General features: G+C 63.7%; 17 protein-coding genes. 9 read left to right on the top strand and 8 right to left on the bottom strand.

Annotated elements, in window-relative coordinates; all coding sequences use genetic code 11:
• Window positions 1-60: 60 nt before the first annotated feature.
• From AC1DYO_RS05745 to AC1DYO_RS05730, 4 genes are read right to left on the bottom strand one after another with little or no spacing between them, the layout of a single operon-like run.
• The gene (locus tag AC1DYO_RS05745) at window positions 61-837 is read right to left on the bottom strand and encodes an SDR family NAD(P)-dependent oxidoreductase (RefSeq protein WP_477261145.1); all 777 of its coding nucleotides are present in this window, start codon (window positions 835-837) and stop codon (window positions 61-63) included.
• Between the two features lie 17 nt (window positions 838-854).
• Window positions 855-1,889 (bottom strand): phosphotransferase family protein, encoded by a 1,035-nt coding sequence (locus AC1DYO_RS05740; protein ID WP_477261143.1) that lies wholly within the window; start codon window positions 1,887-1,889, stop codon window positions 855-857.
• Window positions 1,886-2,401: a MaoC family dehydratase gene (locus AC1DYO_RS05735; protein ID WP_477261141.1), complete on the bottom strand. Its 516-nt coding sequence runs from the start codon at window positions 2,399-2,401 to the stop codon at window positions 1,886-1,888. The genes AC1DYO_RS05740 and AC1DYO_RS05735 overlap by 4 nt, the downstream gene beginning before the upstream one ends.
• A complete protein-coding gene (locus tag AC1DYO_RS05730) occupies window positions 2,398-3,213 on the bottom strand; it encodes an SDR family oxidoreductase (RefSeq protein ID WP_477261139.1) in 816 nt (271 codons plus the stop codon). The genes AC1DYO_RS05735 and AC1DYO_RS05730 overlap by 4 nt, the downstream gene beginning before the upstream one ends.
• A gap of 140 nt (window positions 3,214-3,353) precedes the next feature.
• Here AC1DYO_RS05730 and AC1DYO_RS05725 point away from each other — a divergent pair, with 140 nt between their 5' ends.
• The 4 genes from AC1DYO_RS05725 to AC1DYO_RS05710 are packed head-to-tail and all read left to right on the top strand — an operon-like array spanning window position 3,354 to window position 7,254.
• Window positions 3,354-3,995 carry a TetR/AcrR family transcriptional regulator gene (locus AC1DYO_RS05725; protein WP_477261137.1) on the top strand — a complete coding sequence of 214 codons (642 nt, stop codon included), beginning with the start codon at window positions 3,354-3,356 and terminating at the stop codon, window positions 3,993-3,995.
• The gene (locus tag AC1DYO_RS05720) at window positions 3,992-5,233 is read left to right on the top strand and encodes an acyl-CoA dehydrogenase family protein (protein ID WP_477261135.1); all 1,242 of its coding nucleotides are present in this window, start codon (window positions 3,992-3,994) and stop codon (window positions 5,231-5,233) included. Before AC1DYO_RS05725 ends, AC1DYO_RS05720 begins: the two co-directional genes overlap by 4 nt.
• 4 nt (window positions 5,234-5,237) lie before the next feature.
• Window positions 5,238-6,206 (top strand): NADPH:quinone oxidoreductase family protein, encoded by a 969-nt coding sequence (locus AC1DYO_RS05715; RefSeq protein ID WP_477261133.1) that lies wholly within the window; start codon window positions 5,238-5,240, stop codon window positions 6,204-6,206.
• A 10-nt stretch (window positions 6,207-6,216) separates the two neighbouring features.
• A complete protein-coding gene (locus AC1DYO_RS05710; protein WP_477261131.1) occupies window positions 6,217-7,254 on the top strand; it encodes a zinc-binding dehydrogenase in 1,038 nt (345 codons plus the stop codon).
• Window positions 7,255-7,426: 172 nt separating this feature from the next.
• Here the strand turns inward: AC1DYO_RS05710 and AC1DYO_RS05705 are convergent, their stop codons facing one another.
• From AC1DYO_RS05705 to AC1DYO_RS05695, 3 genes are all read right to left on the bottom strand, one after another.
• Window positions 7,427-10,558 (bottom strand): efflux RND transporter permease subunit, encoded by a 3,132-nt coding sequence (locus tag AC1DYO_RS05705; RefSeq protein ID WP_477261129.1) that lies wholly within the window; start codon window positions 10,556-10,558, stop codon window positions 7,427-7,429.
• Window positions 10,555-11,718 (bottom strand): efflux RND transporter periplasmic adaptor subunit, encoded by a 1,164-nt coding sequence (locus AC1DYO_RS05700; RefSeq protein WP_477261127.1) that lies wholly within the window; start codon window positions 11,716-11,718, stop codon window positions 10,555-10,557. Before AC1DYO_RS05700 ends, AC1DYO_RS05705 begins: the two co-directional genes overlap by 4 nt.
• 161 nt (window positions 11,719-11,879) lie before the next feature.
• Window positions 11,880-12,770, bottom strand: coding sequence for a LysR family transcriptional regulator (locus AC1DYO_RS05695; protein ID WP_477261125.1), 891 nt, complete (start codon window positions 12,768-12,770; stop codon window positions 11,880-11,882).
• Window positions 12,771-12,923: 153 nt separating this feature from the next.
• Here AC1DYO_RS05695 and AC1DYO_RS05690 point away from each other — a divergent pair, with 153 nt between their 5' ends.
• Window positions 12,924-13,694 (top strand): SDR family NAD(P)-dependent oxidoreductase, encoded by a 771-nt coding sequence (locus tag AC1DYO_RS05690; RefSeq protein WP_477261123.1) that lies wholly within the window; start codon window positions 12,924-12,926, stop codon window positions 13,692-13,694.
• A gap of 53 nt (window positions 13,695-13,747) precedes the next feature.
• Here the strand turns inward: AC1DYO_RS05690 and AC1DYO_RS05685 are convergent, their stop codons facing one another.
• A complete protein-coding gene (locus AC1DYO_RS05685) occupies window positions 13,748-14,572 on the bottom strand; it encodes a MurR/RpiR family transcriptional regulator (protein ID WP_477261121.1) in 825 nt (274 codons plus the stop codon).
• Between the two features lie 146 nt (window positions 14,573-14,718).
• On the opposite strand from AC1DYO_RS05685, the gene AC1DYO_RS05680 reads away from it, so the two are divergent.
• From AC1DYO_RS05680 to AC1DYO_RS05665, 4 genes are all read left to right on the top strand, one after another.
• Window positions 14,719-15,537 carry an N-formylglutamate amidohydrolase gene (locus tag AC1DYO_RS05680; RefSeq protein ID WP_477261119.1) on the top strand — a complete coding sequence of 273 codons (819 nt, stop codon included), beginning with the start codon at window positions 14,719-14,721 and terminating at the stop codon, window positions 15,535-15,537.
• 20 nt (window positions 15,538-15,557) lie between these two features.
• On the top strand, window positions 15,558-17,102 hold the full coding sequence (locus tag AC1DYO_RS05675) for an amino acid permease (RefSeq protein ID WP_477261117.1): 1,545 nt from the start codon (window positions 15,558-15,560) through the stop codon (window positions 17,100-17,102).
• An 80-nt stretch (window positions 17,103-17,182) separates the two neighbouring features.
• Window positions 17,183-18,739 carry an amino acid permease gene (locus AC1DYO_RS05670; protein ID WP_477261115.1) on the top strand — a complete coding sequence of 519 codons (1,557 nt, stop codon included), beginning with the start codon at window positions 17,183-17,185 and terminating at the stop codon, window positions 18,737-18,739.
• A gap of 79 nt (window positions 18,740-18,818) precedes the next feature.
• Window positions 18,819-20,189, top strand: coding sequence for a glutamine synthetase family protein (locus tag AC1DYO_RS05665; RefSeq protein ID WP_477261113.1), 1,371 nt, complete (start codon window positions 18,819-18,821; stop codon window positions 20,187-20,189).
• Window positions 20,190-20,263: the final 74 nt, after the last annotated feature.

Here is a 20,263-nt window from a genome sequence, read left to right as displayed (position 1 = left end):
GGCGCCGTAGGTTCCCCACCGGCATGGTTACCAAATCGGGGGGTTACCAAATCGGGGCTATCAAATCGCGCCGACGCCGCCATCCACGGCCAGTGTATGGCCGGTCATGAAGGAATTGGCGGGGTCAGCGGCAAACAGGATGGCTGTCACGACCTCGTCAACTTCGGCCACCCGTTTCATCGGCACGCCGCGCGTCAGCTCAGCCAGCGCCTCGGCCTCCGGCGCGCCGAACATGCGCACGAAGCCGTCGACCATGGCTGTGCGGGTGTGCGCCGGGCAGACGGCATTGATGCGAATGCCCTTGGTGGCGTATTCGGCCGCCGCCGATTTGGTCAGCCCGACGACACCATGCTTGGCGGCGGCATAGACCGACAGTTTCGGCGCGCCGACCAGCCCGGCAACGGAGGCGATGTTGACGATGGCGCCGCCCCTGGCCGTAGCCTTGAACTGCCGCTCCATCTGCGGGATCTGGTGCTTCATGGCATAGAAGACGCCGAGCAGGTCGATTTCCAGCACGCGGCGCGCCTCGTCGGAGGCCACTTGCGGCAGGCGCACGAAACTCTGGACGATGCCGGCATTGTTGATGGCGATATCCAGCCGGCCGAATTTGTCCGCCGCCAGTTTCACCAGATCCTCGGACAGTTTCTCGTCCACGATGTTACCGGCGAGGATAGCGGTCTCGGAATGTAGCGAGCCGGCAAGCTCGGCCAGCGCCTTTTCATCGATATCGGACAACACCAGGCGGGCGCCTTCGGCGGCAAAACCTTTCGCGGCACTGCGGCCGAGGCCGCCGGCGGCACCTGATATCAGCACGGTCGCTCCGTCAAAACGGCCCATCGTGTCTCCTTGTCGATTCAGGTTCGGTCGATCAGTTTTCCGGCAAGATGCGACAGCAGCTTCACCGCCTCGCCATAGGTCTTGGCCTTTTCGGGATTGGAGGCGTTGCCGTCGAGCGCGCGTTTGTAGACACCCTGGCAGATGGCCGCCAAACGGAAGAAGGAGAAGGCGAGGAAGAAGCTCCAGATATCGATGCCTTCCAGCCCGCGCCGCCGGCAATACGCCGCGACATAGGCTTCCTCCGAGGGCAGGCCGAGCGCGGCGCGGTCGATGCCGCCAAGGCCGCGAAAGCCCGAAGCGTGCGGCAGGCGCCATTGCATGCACTGATAGGCGATGTCGGCGAAGGGGTGGCCAAGTGTCGATAGTTCCCAGTCGAGCACCGCGATCACCTTTGGCTCACCGGGCGCGAAAATCATATTGTCCAGCCGGTAGTCGCCATGCACGAGGGATATCCGGCCGTCATCGGCCGGCATATGCGTCTCCAGCCAGGCGATCAGCCGGTCCATGTCGGCCACAGTGCCGGTCTCCGAGGCGCGATACTGGCTGGTCCAGCGGGCCAGTTGGCGTTCGAAGTAATTGCCGGGCCGGCCGAAATCGCCGAGCCCGACGGGCTCGACATCGACATCGTGGAGTGCTGCCAGCGTGGCGTTCATGGCGTCGTAGAGGGCGGCGCGCTCGTCATTGCCACTGGCTTCCGGCACAGCCGGATCCCAGAAGATGCGGCCGTCGAGGAAGTCCATGACATAGAACATGCGGCCGATCGGCGAGTCCTCGCCCGACAGATGCAGCATCCTGGGCACCGGCACAGCGGTGCCGGCAAGCGCCTTCATGACGGTGAATTCGCGGTCGACCTGGTGTGCCGATTTCAGCAACTGGCCCGGCGGCTTGGCGCGCAGAACGTAACGGCCGCTGGTAGCTGTCAGCAAATAGGTCGGGTTCGACTGGCCGGATTTGAATTTTTCGATTGCGGAAAGCCCGGCAAAACCCGGGATGTGCGCCTCGAGATAGGGCGCAAGTGCTGCCTGATCGATCGCGTTGGCGTCGCCGCTCATGCGGTCTCCGGCTCACGCTCGATCAGCGTCAGCGTCAGCCAGCGCGCGGTCAGCGCCGGCTTTTTCGAGCCTTCGATCTCGATGGTCACGTCATGCGCCGTCTGCACCCAACCCGACGGCCGGACCTTGACGTCGGCCAGCACGAAACGGGTGCGGATGCGCGCGCCGGTCTTCACAGGGGCAAGGAAGCGCAGCGAATCGAAACCGTGATTGACGCCCATCTTGCTCTTTTCCAGCGGCGGCATGGTCTCGAAGGTCATTGCCGAGAGCAGCGACAGCGACAGGAAGCCATGCGCGATGGTGCCGCCGAACGGCGTCTCCAGCCTGGCACGCTCGGGATCGCAATGGATGAACTGATGGTCGTCGGTGGCGTCGGCGAACTGGTCGATCATGGTCTGCGTGACCACGCGCCAGGGTGAGACGCCGACTTCCTTGCCGACGCTGGCCAAAAGCACATCGAGACTGATCGGTTCCACTGCGATGTTCTCCCCTTGCCGCCGGCCGCGGCTCATTCCTTGAACAATGTCAGCCCATGCTGCACCGACTGCCCGCCGTCGATCGGCAGGATGGCGCCGGTGACATAGGAACCGGCACGGCTGCACAAATAGAGCGTTGCGCCGCCAATGTCATCCGCCACGCCGATACGGCCGATGGGGACATGGCTGCCGACATGTTTGGCCTTTTCCTCGGTGCCGGTGGCAAAGGCGGTCATGCGGCTCTGGAAGGGGCCGGGGGCGAAGGCGTTGACGGTGATGAGCCGCGCCGCGAGCTCGATCGCCAGCGTGCGCGTCAGATGGTGAACGGCGCCCTTGGACGCGGTGTAGGAATAGGCATCGTCGGCCAGCGGCTGCGTGCCCATCACCGAGCCCAGATTGATGACGCGGGCCGGATCGGCATCGCTGGCGGCGGCTTCCAGCAGCGGCAGCAATTCGCGCGTCAGATGGAAGACGGCGGTGACGTTGACGGCGAACACCTTGGCCCAGCCGTTGTAGGGGAAATCCTCCAGCGAGGCGCCCCAGGATATGCCGGCATTGTTGACCAGTATGTGCAGCCGCTCGGTCCGCGCCTTGACCTCGGCGACCAGGGCGGCAATGCCTGCTTCGCTCGACACGTCACCAGCGAAACCTGCGGCATGGCCGGAGGCGCCGAGTTCGTTCAACTCCTCGGCGACCTTGATGCAATCCTCGCCTTTGCGCGAGGCGATCATCACGGTGGCGCCAGCCCGGACCAAAGCCGTCGCAACCATGCGGCCGATGCCGGTTGCGGCTCCGGTCACCAGCGCGGTCTTGCCGGCAACTGAGAACAGCTCGTCGAGATAGCTCATCGATCCTCCCCGCGGTACTTCGCCTCTTTGGGCGGTTGCCGCATTGACAACATACCCGGTAGTATGTTCAACTTTTGGCCAGTCGTAAAGGCCTCAATTCCCGCATAGCATTGCGGAAAGCAGGCGGAAGGCGAAATCCGATGCTCGGCGTCGAAATTCCACTGCTCGATCGCCCGCGCGCGGACATATTGCGCGCCGCCGCCATCTGTTTCATGCAGCGCGGATATACGGCGAGTTCCATCGACGATGTCGCGCGCAGCCTTGGCTCGACCAAGGGCCGCATCTACCACCATTACCCTTCCAAGGCCGATCTGTTCGCCGACGTGTTCCGCGCCGGCATGGACATGAATTTCGCCGCAATAGAGCAGGTGCGCGCGCAGCCTGGCCCGGCGATTGGACGCTGGCGCAAGATGGCGGCCATCCATTGCGGCCAGATGATCCGCACCAAGCCGTTCCAGCGCGTCGTCTGGGAAGGCGTCGAGCTTTATCTGCGCGGCGCGACCACGCCGGAACAGCGCGAGGAATTCACCCGGCTGATGCAGTCGCGCGACGCTTACGGCCGCATTTTCCGCGAGGCGATTGCAGCTGCGCGCGACGAAGGCGACATGCGCTTCGATACGATCGGCATTGCCGAACAGTTGATGTTCCTGACGCTGAACTCGCCGCTGTTCTGGTACACGCCGCGTCCGACAGAGACGGACGGCGATATCGAGGCAATTGTCGGCGAGGTCGTCGCATTCGCGGCGCGTGGTCTGGGTGCGGCTGAGGAGAACACACGATGAGCGACATGAATCTCGGCATGACCGAGCGGCTGAAGCCGATCCACGCCCGCGTCGCCGCCATGGTGCGCGACGAAATCATGCCGCTCGACCATGAGTTTCTGGGCGAGGTCGGCAAAGGCGGCGACCGCTGGGTCTATACGCCACGGCAGACCGAGATCCTCGAAGGGCTGAAGAATAAGGCCCAAGAGCGCGGCCTGTGGAATTTCTGGCTGACCGGCTCGGAGCGCGGCTATGGGCTCTCGACGGTCGAATATGCCTATCTAGCCGAGGAGATGGGCAAGGCGCATCTCGGCGCCGAGACCTTCAACTGCTCGGCGCCCGACACCGGCAATATGGAGGTGCTGGAGCGCTACGGCTCGGACGATCACAAGAAGGCATGGCTGGAGCCGCTGCTCGAAGGAAAAATCCGCTCGGCCTATCTGATGACCGAGCCGGATGTCGCCTCGTCCGACGCCACCAACATCGCCATGCGCTGCGAGCGGCGAGGCGACGACTATGTGCTCAACGGCGAGAAATGGTGGGCGTCGGGCGCCGGCGATCCGCGCTGCGCCATCTATGTCGTCATGGTTCGCACAGGCGGCGAAAGCGAGCCGCAGCACCGCCGTCATTCGATGATCCTGGTGCCGTCCGACACCAAGGGGGTGACCAAGCTTCGGCCGATGCAGGTCTATGGCGACGATGACGCGCCGCATGGCCATATGCATCTCCGCTTCGACAATGTGACGGTGCCGGCGGGAAACCTGATCCTGGGCGAGGGCAGGGGCTTCGAGATCGCGCAAGGCAGGCTCGGCCCCGGCCGCATCCATCACTGCATGCGCGCCATCGGCCAGGCCGAAATGGCGCTGGAGCTGCTCTGCCAGCGCTCCGTCCGCCGCGAAGCCTTCGGCCAGCCTTTGGCAAAACTCGGCGCCAATTTCGACATCATCGCCGAATGCCGGATGGAGATCGAGATGGCGCGGCTGCTCTGCCTCAAGGCGGCGTGGATGATCGACCAGGGCGATGCGCGCGCCGCCGCCCCCTGGATCAGCCAGATCAAGGTCATCGCACCGCGCGTCGCGCTCAAGGTCACCGACGAAGCCGTGCAGATGTTCGGCGCGCAAGGCATCAGCCAGGACACGCCGCTGGCGCGCTCGTGGACGCATCTCAGAACCCTGCGCCTTGCCGACGGGCCGGACGCCGTGCACCGCCGGCAAGTGGCGCGCACCGAGCTCAGGAAGTACACGCAGGAAAAGGTCTGAGCGCATGAAAGCCATCATCGCCCGCGATTTCGCGCCGCTCGACCAGCTCGTCTATGGCGATTGGCCGGAGCCGGAGGCCAAGGGCAACACGGTCGTTATCGAGGCCGAGGCGATCGGCGTGAATTATCCCGACGGCCTGCTCGTCCAGGGCCTCTATCAGATGAAGCCGCCGCTGCCTTTCGTGCCCGGCATGGAGGTCGCGGGACGGGTGATCGCGATCGGGCCGGGGGTTAAATCGGTCAAGATCGGTGACCGCGTTGCCGCGCTCTCGACCCATGGCAGCTATGCCGAGCGGGTGGCTGCCGCCGAACCGTTGGTCATGCCGCTGCCGCCCGATATGCCCGCCGCTGACGCCTGCGCGCTGCTGGCCGGTTACGGCACCTCGCATTATGCGCTGAAGCAGCGCGGCGTGTTGAAAGAAGGCGAGACGCTCTGCGTGCTCGGCGCGGCCGGCGCCACCGGCATCGCCGCAATCCAGATCGGCAAGGCGCTTGGCGCGCGCGTCATCGGCGTCGCCTCGTCGGAGGAAAAACGCCGCATTGCCGCCGAAGCCGGCGCCGACATCGCGCTCGGCTACGACAATCTCAAAGAGGCGCTGAAAGAGGTCACCGGCGGCAAGGGCGTCGATGTCGGCTTCGATCCGGTCGGCGGCGCAACCTTCGACGTGCTCGCCCGCTCGATGGCGTGGAACGGCCGGCTGCTGGTCATCGGCTTTGCCTCCGGCACCATCCCGCAATTCCCCGTCAATCTGGCGCTGGTCAAGGGCTTTTCGGTGGTCGGCGTGTTCTGGGGCGCGTTCACCGCCAAGGAGCCGCGCGTCTATGCCGACAACATGAAGGAGCTTGTCGGCTGGTATCTCTCCGGCAAGGTGCGGCCAGTGATCGAAGGCACGTATCCGCTGGCCGACGCCGCCGCCGTGCTGAAGCGCGTGCTCGGCCGCGGTGCCTCAGGCAAGCTCATCCTCAAACCGTAAGGAGCCCGCCATGGCTATCCCCTCCGAAATGAAAGCGCTGCTGCTCACCGGCGACGGCTACACCAGGACGCCTTCCGGCAGCGTGTTGGAAGCGATGGAGCCGTATCTGCGGCCAGGCAGCATCGGCGTGCCGACGCCCGGCCCGAGCCAGGTGCTGATCAAGGTCAGCCTCGCCTCGATCAATCCGTCCGATGTCGCCTTCATCAAAGGCCAATATGGGCAGCCACGCGTAAAGGGCCAGCCAGCCGGCTTCGAGGGCGTCGGTACCATTGTCGCCACCGGTGACGAGCCCTATCCCAAGAGCCTTGCAGGCAAGCGCGTCGCCTTTGCCACCGGTGTGACAAACTGGGGCTCCTGGGCCGAATACGCGGTGGCGGAAGCCGCGGGCTGCATCCCGCTGCTCGACACCGTCCGCGACGAGGACGGTGCGGCGTTGATCGTCAATCCGCTGACGGCACTCGCCATGTTCGATATCGTCAAGGAGGCAGGCGAGAAAGCCTTCATCATGACCGCCGGCGCCAGCCAGCTGTGCAAGCTGATCGCGGGCCTCGCCAAGGAGGCAGGGTATCGGCCGATCGTCACCGTGCGCCGCGACGAACAGATCCCGCACTTGAAGGAGATCGGCGCCGTCCATGTGCTCAACGAGAAGGCGCCGGATTTCAAGGCCGCGCTGCGCGAGGTGGTCAAGACCGAACAGCCGCGCATTTTCCTCGACGCGGTGACCGGGCCGCTGGCGTCGACGATCTTCGACGCCATGCCGAAGCGCTCGCGCTGGATCATCTATGGCCGGCTCGACCCCGACACCACCGTCATCCGTGAGCCCGGCCAGCTGATCTTCCAGCACAAGCACATTGAAGGCTTCTGGTTGGTCGAATGGATGCGCGAGTTCCGCGACAAGCGCGGCCCGGCGATCATGGAAGCGCAGAAGCGCTTTTCCGACGGCCGCTGGTCGACGAATGTGACGGCGGTGCTGCCGCTGGATGAAGCGATGGCGAAGGTGCCGGTGGAATTGGCCAAGCCGAATGGCAAGGTGTTTATCAGGCCGTGACCTCCTTCACCCTCCCCCTTGTGGGAAAGAGCAGAACTGCTCTTTCGTCGGGGTGGGGGTCTGGCTCCCACCTCTGCGATTGGCGTGAACGCTGTGCTCACCTCGGTCTGCGCCGCACCCCACCCCGGACCTGCGGTCCGACCCTCCCCACAAAGGGGGAGGGTAAGGGGAGCTACTCCGCCGGCTCGACATTGGTGTACGCCGCTTCTTCCAGTTCGCGCTTCAGCCTGGCTTCCTCATGCGTCTTCGGCGTGACGAAGCGGCCGAGCAGGAGGTAGGCGACCGGGGTCAGGAACAGCGTCGAGACGGTGGCGAGGCCCAGCCCGCCGACAATCACCCAGCCGAGCGCGATGCGCGCCTCGGCGCCGGCGCCGGCGGCCAGCACCAGCGGCACGCCTCCGAGGATGGTGCAGATCATCGTCATCATCACCGGACGCAGGCGGATGATCGAGGCCTGCTCGATCGCTTCGCGTACGCCGAGCCCACGGTCGCGCAACTGGTTTGCGAATTCGACGATGAGGATGCCGTTCTTGGCCATGACGCCGACCAGCAACACCAGGCCGATCTGGCTGTAGGCGTTGAGGCTGGTGCCTGACAAAAGCAGCGCAAAGATCGCACAGGCAAGGCCGAGCGGCACCGTCGCCATGATGATGACAGCGCTGACAAAGCTCTCGAACTGGGCGGCAAGCACCAGCAGAATGATGACCAGCGCGAAGCCGAAAATGGTGACCATGGCGCTGTTGGTCTCGCCCAGTGTGGCGGCTTCGGCCAGCGGCAGGATGCGGCTGCCTGGCGGCAGCAGCGGCGTGGCGATTTGCTCGGCGACGCCGAGCGCATCGCCGAGCGCGAAATTGCCGTTCAGATTGGAGGTGATCGCCACTGATGGCTGCTGCTGTTCGCGCGTCAGCGACGGCGGCACGGCGCGCTCGGTCAGCGTGGCGATGGTCGACATCGGCACGAAGCGGCCGTCGGCGGTCTTGAGGAAAATGTTTTCGAGATCGGTCGGATCATTGATCGGGTTGGTGGTCGAAACCAGCTTCACACCGTAGCTGCGGTCGGCGATGTAGACGTCGACGACATCGTTGCCGTCGAGCATCGCCTGCAGCGTGTTGGCAAGCCCTGATATGTCGATGCCAAGATCGGACGCGCGCTCGCGGTCGATGGCCACCGCCAGCTGCGGCTGCGTCGGGTCGACGGACAGCCGCGGCGTCTGGAAACGCGGGTCGGCCTGCATCTGGGCGATGATTTTGACCGCCGCGTCGCCGAGCGCCTTGCGGTCGTTACCGACCAGCGCGAATTGCAGGCCGTTGCCGGCGCCACGGATGCCGAGGCTGTTGGCCTGCACCGGGAAGATGCGCACGGATGGCACCTGCCTTGTCAGCTGGCTGATCTCAGCCATGATCTCCTGCTGGCTGCGCGCGCGCTCGTCCCATGGCGCCAGCGTCATCACCATGAAGCCGGAGTTGTAGGCGCCGTTCTGGCCGGCGTTTTCAAAGGTCGAGACGATCTCGCCGGAATCGCGCAGCGGCTGGATCAGCCGCTCGATCCTCTGCATCTGCTGTGTAGTGTAGTCGAGGCTGACGCCTTGCGGCGCGTTGATGCGCAACAGCACGACCGCGCGGTCCTCGCTCGGTGTCAATTCCTGGCGGATGGTGCCGAACAGAGTGAAGGCGGTGGCGGCAAACAGCACCGCGACCAGCAGCACGATCCACGGCGCGCCGAGGCAGGCATGCAGGCCACGCTTGTAGGCGGAATTCAGTGCGCCGCCGATGCGCGCGCCAATGCCATGGCCGCCTTCGTGGTGAAGCGATGCGCCGGTCAGCATGCGCGAGGCCAGCATCGGACACAGCGTCAGCGCGACCACGCAGGAGAGCAGCACCGACATGGCGAGCACGAAGCCGAATTCGCGAAACAGACCGCCAGTCTGCCCGGGCAGGAAGGAGATCGGCACGAAGACGGCGACCAGCGTCAGCGTCGTGGCGATGACGGCGAAGAACACTTCCTGGGCGCCAAGCACGGCGGCCGCACGCGGTCCCATGCCTTCATTGCGCCGTCGCACGATGTTTTCCAGAACGACGATGGCGTCGTCGACGACCAGGCCGGTGGCCAGCACCAGCGCCAGCAAGGTCAGGATGTTGATCGAGAAGCCGGCGAGATAGATGGCGGCGATGGTGCCGATCATGGCCACCGGCATCGACAGGCCTGGGATCAGCGTCGCGCGCCAGTCGAGCAGGAAGATGTAGATGACGATCAGCACCATGGAGATCGACAGGCCGAGCGCGATCTCGACCTCGTGCACGGCGCCGTTGACGAAGACCGCGTCGTCGCTGGTGATCTTGATCGACATGCCCTTGGGCAGGTTTTCTTGAAGTTTGGCGACGGCGGCCTTCACGCCGGTCGAAATGTCCAGCGTGTTCGATTCGGCCTGGCGGATGATGCCGAGGCCAATGCCGGTCTTGCCGTCGGAGCGCAATGAGGTCTGGCCGATGTCGGGGCCGAGCGTGACGGTGGCAACGTCGCGGATGCGCGTCGTGCCGCCGATGATGATGTTTTCGAATTCTTCCGGCGTCGTCACGTCAGCCGTGGTGCGGACGATGAGATCCTGGTTTGTGGTGGTGATCGAGCCGGCCGGCGAATCGAAGGCAACCGAGGCAAGCGCTGCCCTGAGATCAGCGACGGTGAAGCCGAGGCTGGCGAGCTTGTTCTGGTCGACATCGATGCGGAAGATCTTGTCGCGGTCGCCGTAGACCTGGACGTCGGCGACGCCGGGCACGGCGGCCAGTTCGTCCTCGATCTGGTCCTGGACGATCACCGTCATATCCTGCACCGACATGCTATCCGAGGTGACGGCCAGCCGCATCACCGGATCGGAATTGGCGTCGGCCTTGACGATGCGCGGCGGATCGGCGGTGTCGGGCATCTGGTTGGCGACGCGGCCGACGGCATCGCGCACATCGGAGGCGGCGACGTTCAAATCGACGCCGTCGTTGAACTCGATGGTGACGCGGCTCTGGCCGAAGGAGGAGGTCGACGAGATCGACTTGACGCCGGAGACACGCGCGACCGCGCCCTCGATCGTGTCAGTCAGTTCACGGTCGACGGTTTCGGCGGCTGCACCCTCGAACGTCGTCGACACCGTGACGACGGCGCGGTCGACATCGGGCAGTTCGCGGATCTCGACGCCGTAGAAGGCGGCAAGGCCGGCCACCGCGATCAGCGTGTTGAGCACGAAGGCCATGACCGGCCTGCGGATGAAGAGCGCGGTGAAGCCTGTCTCGCTGGCGGTCTTGGTGGCTGCGGTCATGAGCCTTCGGCGGCGTTGGCGGCGCGCTGGTCGTGGCCGGCGATGCGGACCTCGCCGCCTTCGCTGACGCTCTGTGTGCCTTCAGTCACCACCATGTCGCCGTCCTCGATGTTAGCGTCGATCAGCACGGTCTCGGTGTTGCGCTGGATGATGCGCACGGGAACGCGCCTGGCCTTGCCGTCCTCGACCTGCCAGACATAGGCGCCGTCCGAACCCCACAGGATCGCCAGCGGACTGACGGCAGGATAAGTGTCGCCGGGGAAGCGCATGGTGATGCCGAACGACATGCCGGCGCGCAACGAATCCGCCGGATTGGCGATCGCCGCCTTGACCAGAAGCGTACGGCTCTTTTCGTCGATGTGGTTGTCGATGGCCGACACCGTGCCGGTATAGGCCTTGCTCGGATTGGCGATCGGCGTCGCCGACAGCTGCGCGCCGACCTTGACGGCGGCGGCGAAGCGCTCGGGCACCAGGAACTCGACCAGGATGGAAGAGCGGTCGTCGAGCGTGGCGATCGCCGACTGGCTGGTCACGTAATTGCCGGCCGATATCGGCAGGATGCCGACGGTGCCGGCGATTGGCGCCACGATCGAGCGGCGCTGCAGGGCAAGTTCGGCATCGCGGAGTACCAGTTTGGCGACCGCCAGCACCACTTCGGCATCGGCGACGGCGACCGGTGTCGCGGCGTTGGAAGCCCGTAGCGATATCACTCGGTCGAGCTTGTTCTGCGAGTCCTGCAAGACGAGCTTGGCACGATCCTGCGCGATCACCTCGGTCTCGGAATCGAGAACGGCGATGATTTGCCCCTTGTCGACACGGGTGCCGGACTGGACGAGGAATTCAACAAGACGGCCGGAGCTGTATGGGTTGACCGTCACCGAGGCGTAGGCGCGGCCGGTGCCGATCGCCTGGAGGCGATCGTTGATGGTCGCGGTGCCCGCGGGCAAGGCGACGACGTTTGCCGGGCGGCCGGCAGCGTTACGGCCGCCTACTTGTTTCGTGGTGTCGACCGCGCCGGTGGTGGCGGGCGCCGAAGCATAGGCCCAGTCGATGCCCCAGCGTGCCAGAACCTCCGGCGCACCCGGAAAGAAGCGCGCCCAGGCGAGGACAGCCGCGACCAGGATCACAAGCGCAAAAACGATCTGTTTCCAGGCGGCCATCGGCACTCCGGTTGGCAAAAAATCTACCCGGTTTCCCCAAGCAAAAAACGCGCAGCGACGCACCCGGTATGTGCGAAGCCACGGCAATATCATGGCTTTATGGCAATTCTGCCGCAGCCATGCACATTAAATCTGCGTAAGGTTGGATAGACGCGCGCCCGCTAGGAACCGGTCCTGAGCATGTTGATCACGGCTCGCAGACCAGCGGAAAGATAGCGCCGGCTAGGGTAGTAGAGACACAGGCCGTCGTCCGGAGCACACCAGTCATCCAGGCAGCGGATTAGCGCGCCGCTTGCCAAGTGACGCATCACGCGGTTGTCCCAGACGTAAGCGAGGCCACAGCCTTGTAACGCGGCCTCAACCATCAGTTCCTGGTCGTCGAGGGTGATGGGGCCGTTGACTTCAACATCGATAGCCTCGCCATTCTTCTCGAACTGCCAGTTGTAGATAATGCCGCTGGGATAGCGGTAGCGAATACAGGCGTGTTCGCGCAAATCGGCGGGCATGACGGGCGTCTTGCGCCCGGCGAGGTAGGCGGGAGAGCCGACGACCGAGAAGCGCAGGGTCGGCTTGATGCGAACGGCGATCATGTCTTGCATCAGCCGCTCGCCAAAGCGGATACCAGCGTCGAAGCCCTGCTCGACAATGTCGACCAGCCTGTCCGTGGCCACGATGTCGAGGTGAAGGCCCGGATTCTGTCTGAGCAATGGCCCCATCACGTCATGCAGCACAAAGGGCGCGATAGAGGTTGGAACGTTGATCCGGACCGTGCCGAACGGTGTGCCCCTGAAGGAATTGAGGCTGTCGAGTGCCTTTTCGATTTGCTCAAAAGCGGGATGCAGCTCGGAATGAAATCGTGCGCCCGCTTCGGTCAGCGATACGCTTCGCGTGGTGCGGTGGAACAGCCGCACGCCCACACGTTCCTCCAGGCTGCGGATCGTGTGGCTGATCGCCGAAGCCGCCACGCCCCGCTCGACCGCAGCCTGTCTGAAGCTCCTGTAGCGGGCGACAGCCAGGAAAGTCGACAACTCGGCAAGCTCGGTTCCGTGCATGATGCTGTGCGTCCCAATTGGTATTCCATATTCACTACTGTAGTCAGAATTCATCGACTAATCATCATTATTCGGACCGTCTAGATAATGGGCACCGGCAGATTGGCCCATCAGTTGGCGCCTGGCCGGGCATTCAACAGATGGAGGTTCATCATGACCAAGACGCCATTCCGCACGCTTGACGGTAAAGTTGCGCTCGTCACGGGAGCGAGCTCCGGTATTGGCCGGGCTACCGCGCTTGAACTTGCGCGCCGTGGGGCAAAGGTAATTGCCAGCGCTCGACGTGCTGCCGAGATCGAAACTTTCGTCGCCGACATCAGGAACGAAGGCTTTGAGGCAACCGCTGTGGTTGGCGACGTCAATGTCGAGCAGAGCGTGATCGACCTGGTCGCGAAAACGGTCTCGACCTACGGGCGGATCGATATCGCCTTCAACAATGCCGGCACCGAGGGTGCGTTCTCGCCATTCGTCGACCAAACCAACCAAACCTACGACACCATTTTCAACGCCAACGTTCGCGGTGTCTTCTGGTCGATGAAGCACGAGGCAAAGGCGATGCTGGCCCAGGGCGGCGGCACCATCATCAACAACGCCTCCATGGGGGGCGTGATCGGCTTTGCCAATGCAGGCCTCTACATTGCCAGCAAGCACGCCGTTCTCGGCCTGACGAAGACAGCGTCAATCGAGCTGTTCAAGCAAGGCATCCGCGTCAACGCCATCAACCCCGGCATCATCGACACGCCGTTTCAGGATCGCATCTGGCCGAGCACCGAGGCCAAGGATGCCTTTGCGGCATCGACCGTACCGGGCCGGGCCGGGTCGCCCGAGGAGATGGCGACGGTCGTGGCCTTCCTCGCCTCGGACGATGCTGCATTCGTCTCCGGCCATGGCCTGCTTGCCGATGGCGGCTATTCGATCGCTTGATCGTGTCCAGCACTGATCCGCAGGCGCGCGATCTGGTGCCGCTGAACGAAGGCCTATCGTAGTCCTTCCAGGTCGCGAATGCGCTTGGCGCTGTCGGCCTCGAGTTGCCTGGTGACGGCGCCGATCAGCGTCTCGGCGACGACGAACAATGCCGCCGAGGAATCCCAGGCCGAAGGCACCGCGGTGCGTCCGGCGATGACATGGCGGGCAAAGCGTGCGATCGGCGACAGCCACTGGTCGGTGAACAGCACGATCTGCACGCCGCGCTGGTGCGCTGTTTCGGCAAAGCGCACCAGGCTGTCCTGGTAGCGCCTGATGTCGAAGATCACCAGCACGTCGCGCTTGCCCATGTCGATCAGCCGGTCGCGCCAGACACTCTCCTGGCCGGCGAGGTGATAGACATCGGGCTGGATGATGGCGAGGTGGGCTGCCATGTAGCGCGCCAGCGGGTCGGTGAAGCGGCCGCCGATCAGGAAGGTCTTGCCGCGCCGCTCGGCAAGCCTGGCTGCGATGTCGGCAAGCTGCCTGTCGGAGAGATGCCTGAAGGTCTCGCGCATGTTGTCCAACGTCGCTTCCAGCATCGGCGATACCGCACCGCTTGGGGAGGCCGGGTTGAGCGTGCGCGATGCCGGCGACTGCAATTGCGCCGCCAGTTCGTCCTGCAGCGCCGACTGGAATTCGGGATAGTTCTGGAAGCCCAGCCTGGAGACAAAGCGCAGGATGGTCGGCGACGACACGCCGGCAGCGGCCGAGAACTCGGCGACCGTCTTCAGCCCGATCAGCGGATAGTTGGCAATCAGCGTTTGTGCGGCACGCCGCTCACCAGCCGGCATTGTGCCGATACGGTCCGAAATCAGTTCGGCAATGCTGGAAATCATGGTTATCCCCCACCCTTGGCCTAGTCTGCAGCACTTCCCCGAAATCGCATTTGACAAAGCCTGACAAACTGTATGAAATCATCCACAGGGACGCAATGAGGCAAAATACGTAACATAAGATACAGCGCTCCCCAGGGGACGGCAGTATGGAGAGAGCACGGCCCGCCAGCCTTGCATCGTCTGATACCGTAGGGGTGACGAATCCCGGCGGATCCAGCCCTTTCGTGCTGACCTGCGACCACGCTTCCAATTTCCTGCCGGCTGAATTCGGCACGCTCGGCCTGACCGCCGATGATCTCTCCCGCCACATCGCCTGGGACCCCGGCGCGCTGCCGGTGGCCCGCCGCATGGCCGCCGCGCTCGATGCGACGCTCATCGAAACCCGCATCTCGCGCCTGATCATCGACTGCAACCGTCCGCTCGACGCGCCCGACCTAGTGCCGCCGGTCAGCGAGACGACGATCATTCCCGGCAATGCCGGCCTGTCGGACGCGCAGCGCGCCGAGCGCATCGCCCTGTCGTGGCGTCCGTTCCACGACACGATCGCCAACGTCATCGACGACCGGCAGGCGCGCGGGCAGGAGACATGGCTGGTGTCGGTCCACTCCTTCACCCCGGTCTACAAGGGCAAGAACCGGCCCTGGCATATCGGCATCATCCATGATGATGACCGCCGGCTGGCGTCGCCGCTGATGGCGGCGCTGCAGCGTCTCTCCGGCGTTACCGTCGGCATCAACGAGCCCTATTCGCCGGCAGACCGCGTCTATTTCACCCTCGAGCGCCATGCGCGCTCGCGCGGCCTTGCCTGCGCAATGATCGAAATCCGCAACGACGAAATATCCGGCGAGACCGGGCAGCGGAAATGGGCGGATCTGCTCACCGGCATCTTTTTGAATCTGGAACCCGAGGAGGCCAAGGGTTCCCGACGACACGCAATGGGAAAGTCAGTTCAATCGGCCAGCTAAGAAACAAGAGGGGAACGAAAATGGCAGGACCGGATACATCAGACCACGAGAGGTCGGAGGACGTAAAAACGCTTCATAGCATGGGCTATGCCCAGGAATTGGCTCGCCGCATGAGCGGCTTCTCGAACTTCGCGATTTCCTTTTCGATCATTTGCATTCTGGCGGGCGGCATCACGTCCTTCCCGCTGGCCATGGCAACCGGCAGCGGCTTCGAGGCGACTGTCGGCTGGATCATCGGCGGCGTCTTTGCGCTTGTCGTGGCTGCATCCCTTGGCCAAATTGGCTCGGCCTATCCAACGGCCGGCGGCCTCTACCACTGGTCGTCAATTCTTGGTGGGCGCGGCTGGGGTTGGGCCACGGCCTGGATCAACCTGCTTGGCCTAGTCTTCGTCGTCGCCTCGGTCAATGTCGGTGTCTATGCACTGTTCAAGGACCTTGTCTGGTCCGGCGTGTTCGGTCACGACGTATCTGCCTGGGGGTATCAGGAGCAGGTGATCGGCGTTGTGATCATCACGGTGGCCCAGGCGCTGATCAACCATTTCGGCATCAAGCTCACCACCATGCTGACGGATTTCTCGGGCTACCTCATTCTGGTCGTCGCCGTCGTGTTGACCGCGATGTTCCTGATCTGGGGCGCGAGCTGGGATTTCTCGCGGCTCACAACTTTCGTCAACAACACGGGCGATGCCGGCGCCGGTTATGTTCCGACCGCACGGACGGCACTGGTCGCCTTCCTGATCGGCCTGCTCTACCCGCTCTACACGATCACCGGCTTCGACGCTTCGGCCCACACGTCCGAGGAGACCCACAATGCCCGCGTGGCAGTACCGCGCGGCATGATCCATTCGGTCCTGTGGTCGCTGGTCTTCGGCCTCGTCATGGCCGTCTCGTTCGTGCTGGCCAGCCCCGATCTGGCGGCGACGGCGAAGGACGGCGCCAATGCCTGGTTCAATCTCTTCAACAACCTACCGGCACCATTCCTACTGAAGAGCATCATTGCCATCGCGATCGTGCTGGCGAACTTCATCTGCGCGCTCGCCGGACTGACGTCGACCTCGCGCATGATCTTTGCCTTCGCGCGTGACGGCGGCCTGCCCGGTTCGTCGGTGTGGAAGACCGTCAGTCCGACATGGCGTACCCCGGTGCCGGCAATCTGGCTCGGGGCGGTGCTCGCGGTCGCAGCGACACTGTACTCGCCGGCTTTTGCCGCACTGGCCGCCGGCTGCGCATTGTTCCTCTATGTGTCCTACGCGATGCCGGTGGCGGCTGGCCTGCTTGCGGAGGGCAAGAGCTGGACCGAGTTCGGTCCGTTCCGCCTCGGCATCTGGTCCAAGCCGTTCGCCGTCATCACGGTGCTTGGCGTTCTGGTCCTGATGTATGCCGGCATCCAGCCGCCATTCGACATCCTGATCAACTATGCCATTGGCCTGATCGTTCTGTTGGTGGTTCTGTGGTTCGGCATCGAGTCGCGCCGCTTCAAGGGCCCGCCGATCGGCGCCGACATTGCTCGCCGCGCGGTGGAGATCGCGGCTGCGGAAAAAGCCGTTGGCCAGACGGCCGGCTAACAGCAAGACCAGATGCTCCGGCCGGCGCAAGCCGTCCGGGGCAGGGTCGGCCAGCTAAGAACGTAAAAAGGGGACTTCAAATGGCAGCACCGGGTTATACAGAAGTTGATAAGGCGGAGGACGTAAAGCACCTCCACAGCATGGGCTACGCCCAGGAACTGGAGCGGCGGCTCAGCCGCTTTTCGAACTTCGCGGTTTCCTTCTCCATCATTTGCATCCTGTCGGGCGGCATCAATTCGCTGGCGCAGGCAACGTCGGGCGCCGGCGGCATCGGCATCGGCATTGGCTGGCTGGTCGGCTGCTTCGTCTCGCTGACCTTCGCGGTTGCCATGTCGCAGATCAGCTCGGCCTATCCGACGGCAGGCGGCCTCTATCACTGGGGTTCGATCCTCGGCAACCGCGGCACCGGCTGGGTGACGGCCTGGCTCAACCTGCTCGGCCTGATCACCGTGCTCGGCGCCATCAATGTCGGCACCTGGACGTTCTTCATCGGCGCCTTCGGACCGACGCTCGGCATCGAGGGCACGCTCACCAACCAGATGATTTTTCTGATTATCATCACCGGCGCCCAGGCGCTGATCAACCATCTCGGCATCAAGCTGACAGCGAAGCTGACCGACTTTTCGGGCTATCTGATCTTCTTCGGTTCGATCCTGATCGCGGTCGTCTGCCTGTTCTCCGCCGAGACCTGGGATTTCAGCCGGCTCTTCACCTTCCACAACTACTCGGGTGACGCCGGCGCCAGCGTCTGGCCGTCGGTCTCCAACGCCTGGGTGTTCGCTCTTGGCCTGCTGCTGCCGATCTACACGATTACCGGCTACGATGCTTCGGCGCACACTTCGGAAGAAACCATCAAGGCGGCATCCTCCGTGCCGCGCGCCATGGTCATGTCGGTGATCTGGTCGGCACTGTTCGGCTATCTCTTCCTGGCCGCTTTCGTGCTGATGATCCCGAACATGGACGACGCCGCCAAGCAGGGCTGGAATGTGTTCTTCTGGGCCTTCGACCAGCGTGTCGGCACGGGGCTCAAGGAATTCGTCTACCTCGTCGTATTCCTGGCCCAGTTGCTGTGTGGCCTCGCAACCGTCACCTCGGCATCGCGCATGATCTTCGCCTTCTCGCGGGACGGCGGCCTGCCGGGCTCTTCGGCGCTTGCCAAGGTCAGCCCGACCTACCGCACGCCGGTGGCGGCGATCTGGACGGCATCGATCCTGTCGGTGCTGTTCGTCTGGGGCTCGACACTGGTTTCGGTCGCCGGTACCTCGGCCTACACCATCGTGGTGTCCTGCACCGTCATCTTCCTGTTCCTCTCCTTCATCGTGCCGATCGTGCTTGGCATGCTGGCCTGGGGCACACCGAAGTGGGACAAGATGGGGCCGTGGAACATGGGCCGCGGCATCTTCATGCTGTTCGGCGTTCTCTCGATCGTGTCGATGATCCTGATCTTCGTCATCGGCATCCAGCCGCCGAACGACTGGGCGCTCTATATCACCGTCGGCTTCTTCATCCTGACGGCGATTGTCTGGTTCGCATTCGAGCGCAATCGCTTCCAGGGCCCACCGCTCGGCGACATCATCGCCGCGCGCCAGGCGGCGATCAAGGCAGCCGAACAGGCGGTCGGCGAAACCGGCCACTGACATCAACAATCATGGCCATGGCCGTCGTCCCGCCGGCCATGGTTTGTCCTCAATCGACCAGCACTGGAGAGCCAAAGGAATGGCCGGAAATTTCTCGTTCGATCAGTTGAAGAAAGCGGTCTCCAATGGCGAGATCGACACGGTGCTGGCCTGCATCGTCGACATGCAGGGGCGGCTCGCCGGAAAACGCTTCCTGGCGCAGTACTTCGTCGATTCCGCCCATGACGAGACGCATGGCTGCAACTATCTGCTCGCCGCAGACATCGATATGGAGCCGGTGCCGGGGTACAAGGCGGCAAGCTGGTCGAAGGGCTATGGCGACTTCGTCATGAAGCCGGACCTCGCGACGCTGCGGCGCATTCCGTGGCTTGAAAAGACGGCGCTGGTGATCTGCGACGTGCTCGACCACCATACCCATGACGACCTGCCGCATTCGCCGCGCGCCATCCTGAAGAAGCAGGTCAAGCGGCTCACCGAGCGTGGCTATATCGGCTACTTCGCTTCCGAGCTCGAATTCTACCTGTTCAACGAGACCTATGATTCCGCCCGCAAGAAGCACTGGCAGGGTCTCGACACCGCGTCGCCTTACATCGGCGACTACCAGATCGGCATCACCACCAAGGAAGAAGGCGTCATGCGCCGGCTTCGCAACGAGATGGAAGCGGCCGGCATCCCGATCGAGAATTCCAAGGGCGAATGGGGCCCGGGCCAGGAAGAGATCAATGTGCGCTATGCCGAGGCGCTCGACATGGCCGACCGCCACGTCATCCTGAAGAACGGCGCCAAGGAAATTGCCGAGTCCGAAGGCAAGGCGATTTCCTTCATGTCCAAGTACAATTACGGGCTCGCCGGCAATTCCAGCCACATCCACAATTCGCTGTGGAGCGCCGATGGCAAGACGCCTTTGTTCTTCGACAAGAAGGCCGATTGGACTTTGTCGACGCTCGGCCAGCAATGGGCGGCGGGACAGCTGAAATACGCCAAGGAATTCACCTGGTTCCTGGCGCCCTACATCAACTCCTACAAGCGCTTCCAGGCCGGCACCTTCGCGCCGACCAAGATCATGTGGAGCGAGGACAATCGGACCGCCGGCTTCCGCCTGTGCGGAGAGGGCACCAAGGGCATTCGCATGGAATGCCGCATCGGCGGCGCCGACCTGAACCCCTATCTCGCCTTCGCGGCCCTGATCGCGGCCGGCCTTGCCGGCATCGATGAAAAGCTGGAACTGCAGAAGCCCTTCGTCGGCGATGCCTACCAGGCCTCGCGCCTGCCGGAGATCCCGAAGACGCTGCGCGACGCCACCGAGACGCTGGCCAAGTCAAAGATGCTGAAACAGGCACTCGGCGACGACGTGCTCGAGCATTATGTCCACACCGCAAAGTGGGAGCAGTTCGAATACGACCGCCGGATTACGGATTGGGAACTGCACAGGGGGTTCGAGCGGTACTAGGGTAGCAGCTGACGTCGGGCCGCCTCCACTCTTTCCCCGTTGAGAATGGGGAAAGAGTGCGCCAGCGTTGGAAC

The organism is Mesorhizobium sp. P2_F5 (assembly GCF_056403715.1).
The sequence above is the reverse complement of the archived record's forward strand: the minus strand, read 5'-3'. Positions and strand labels throughout refer to the sequence as shown.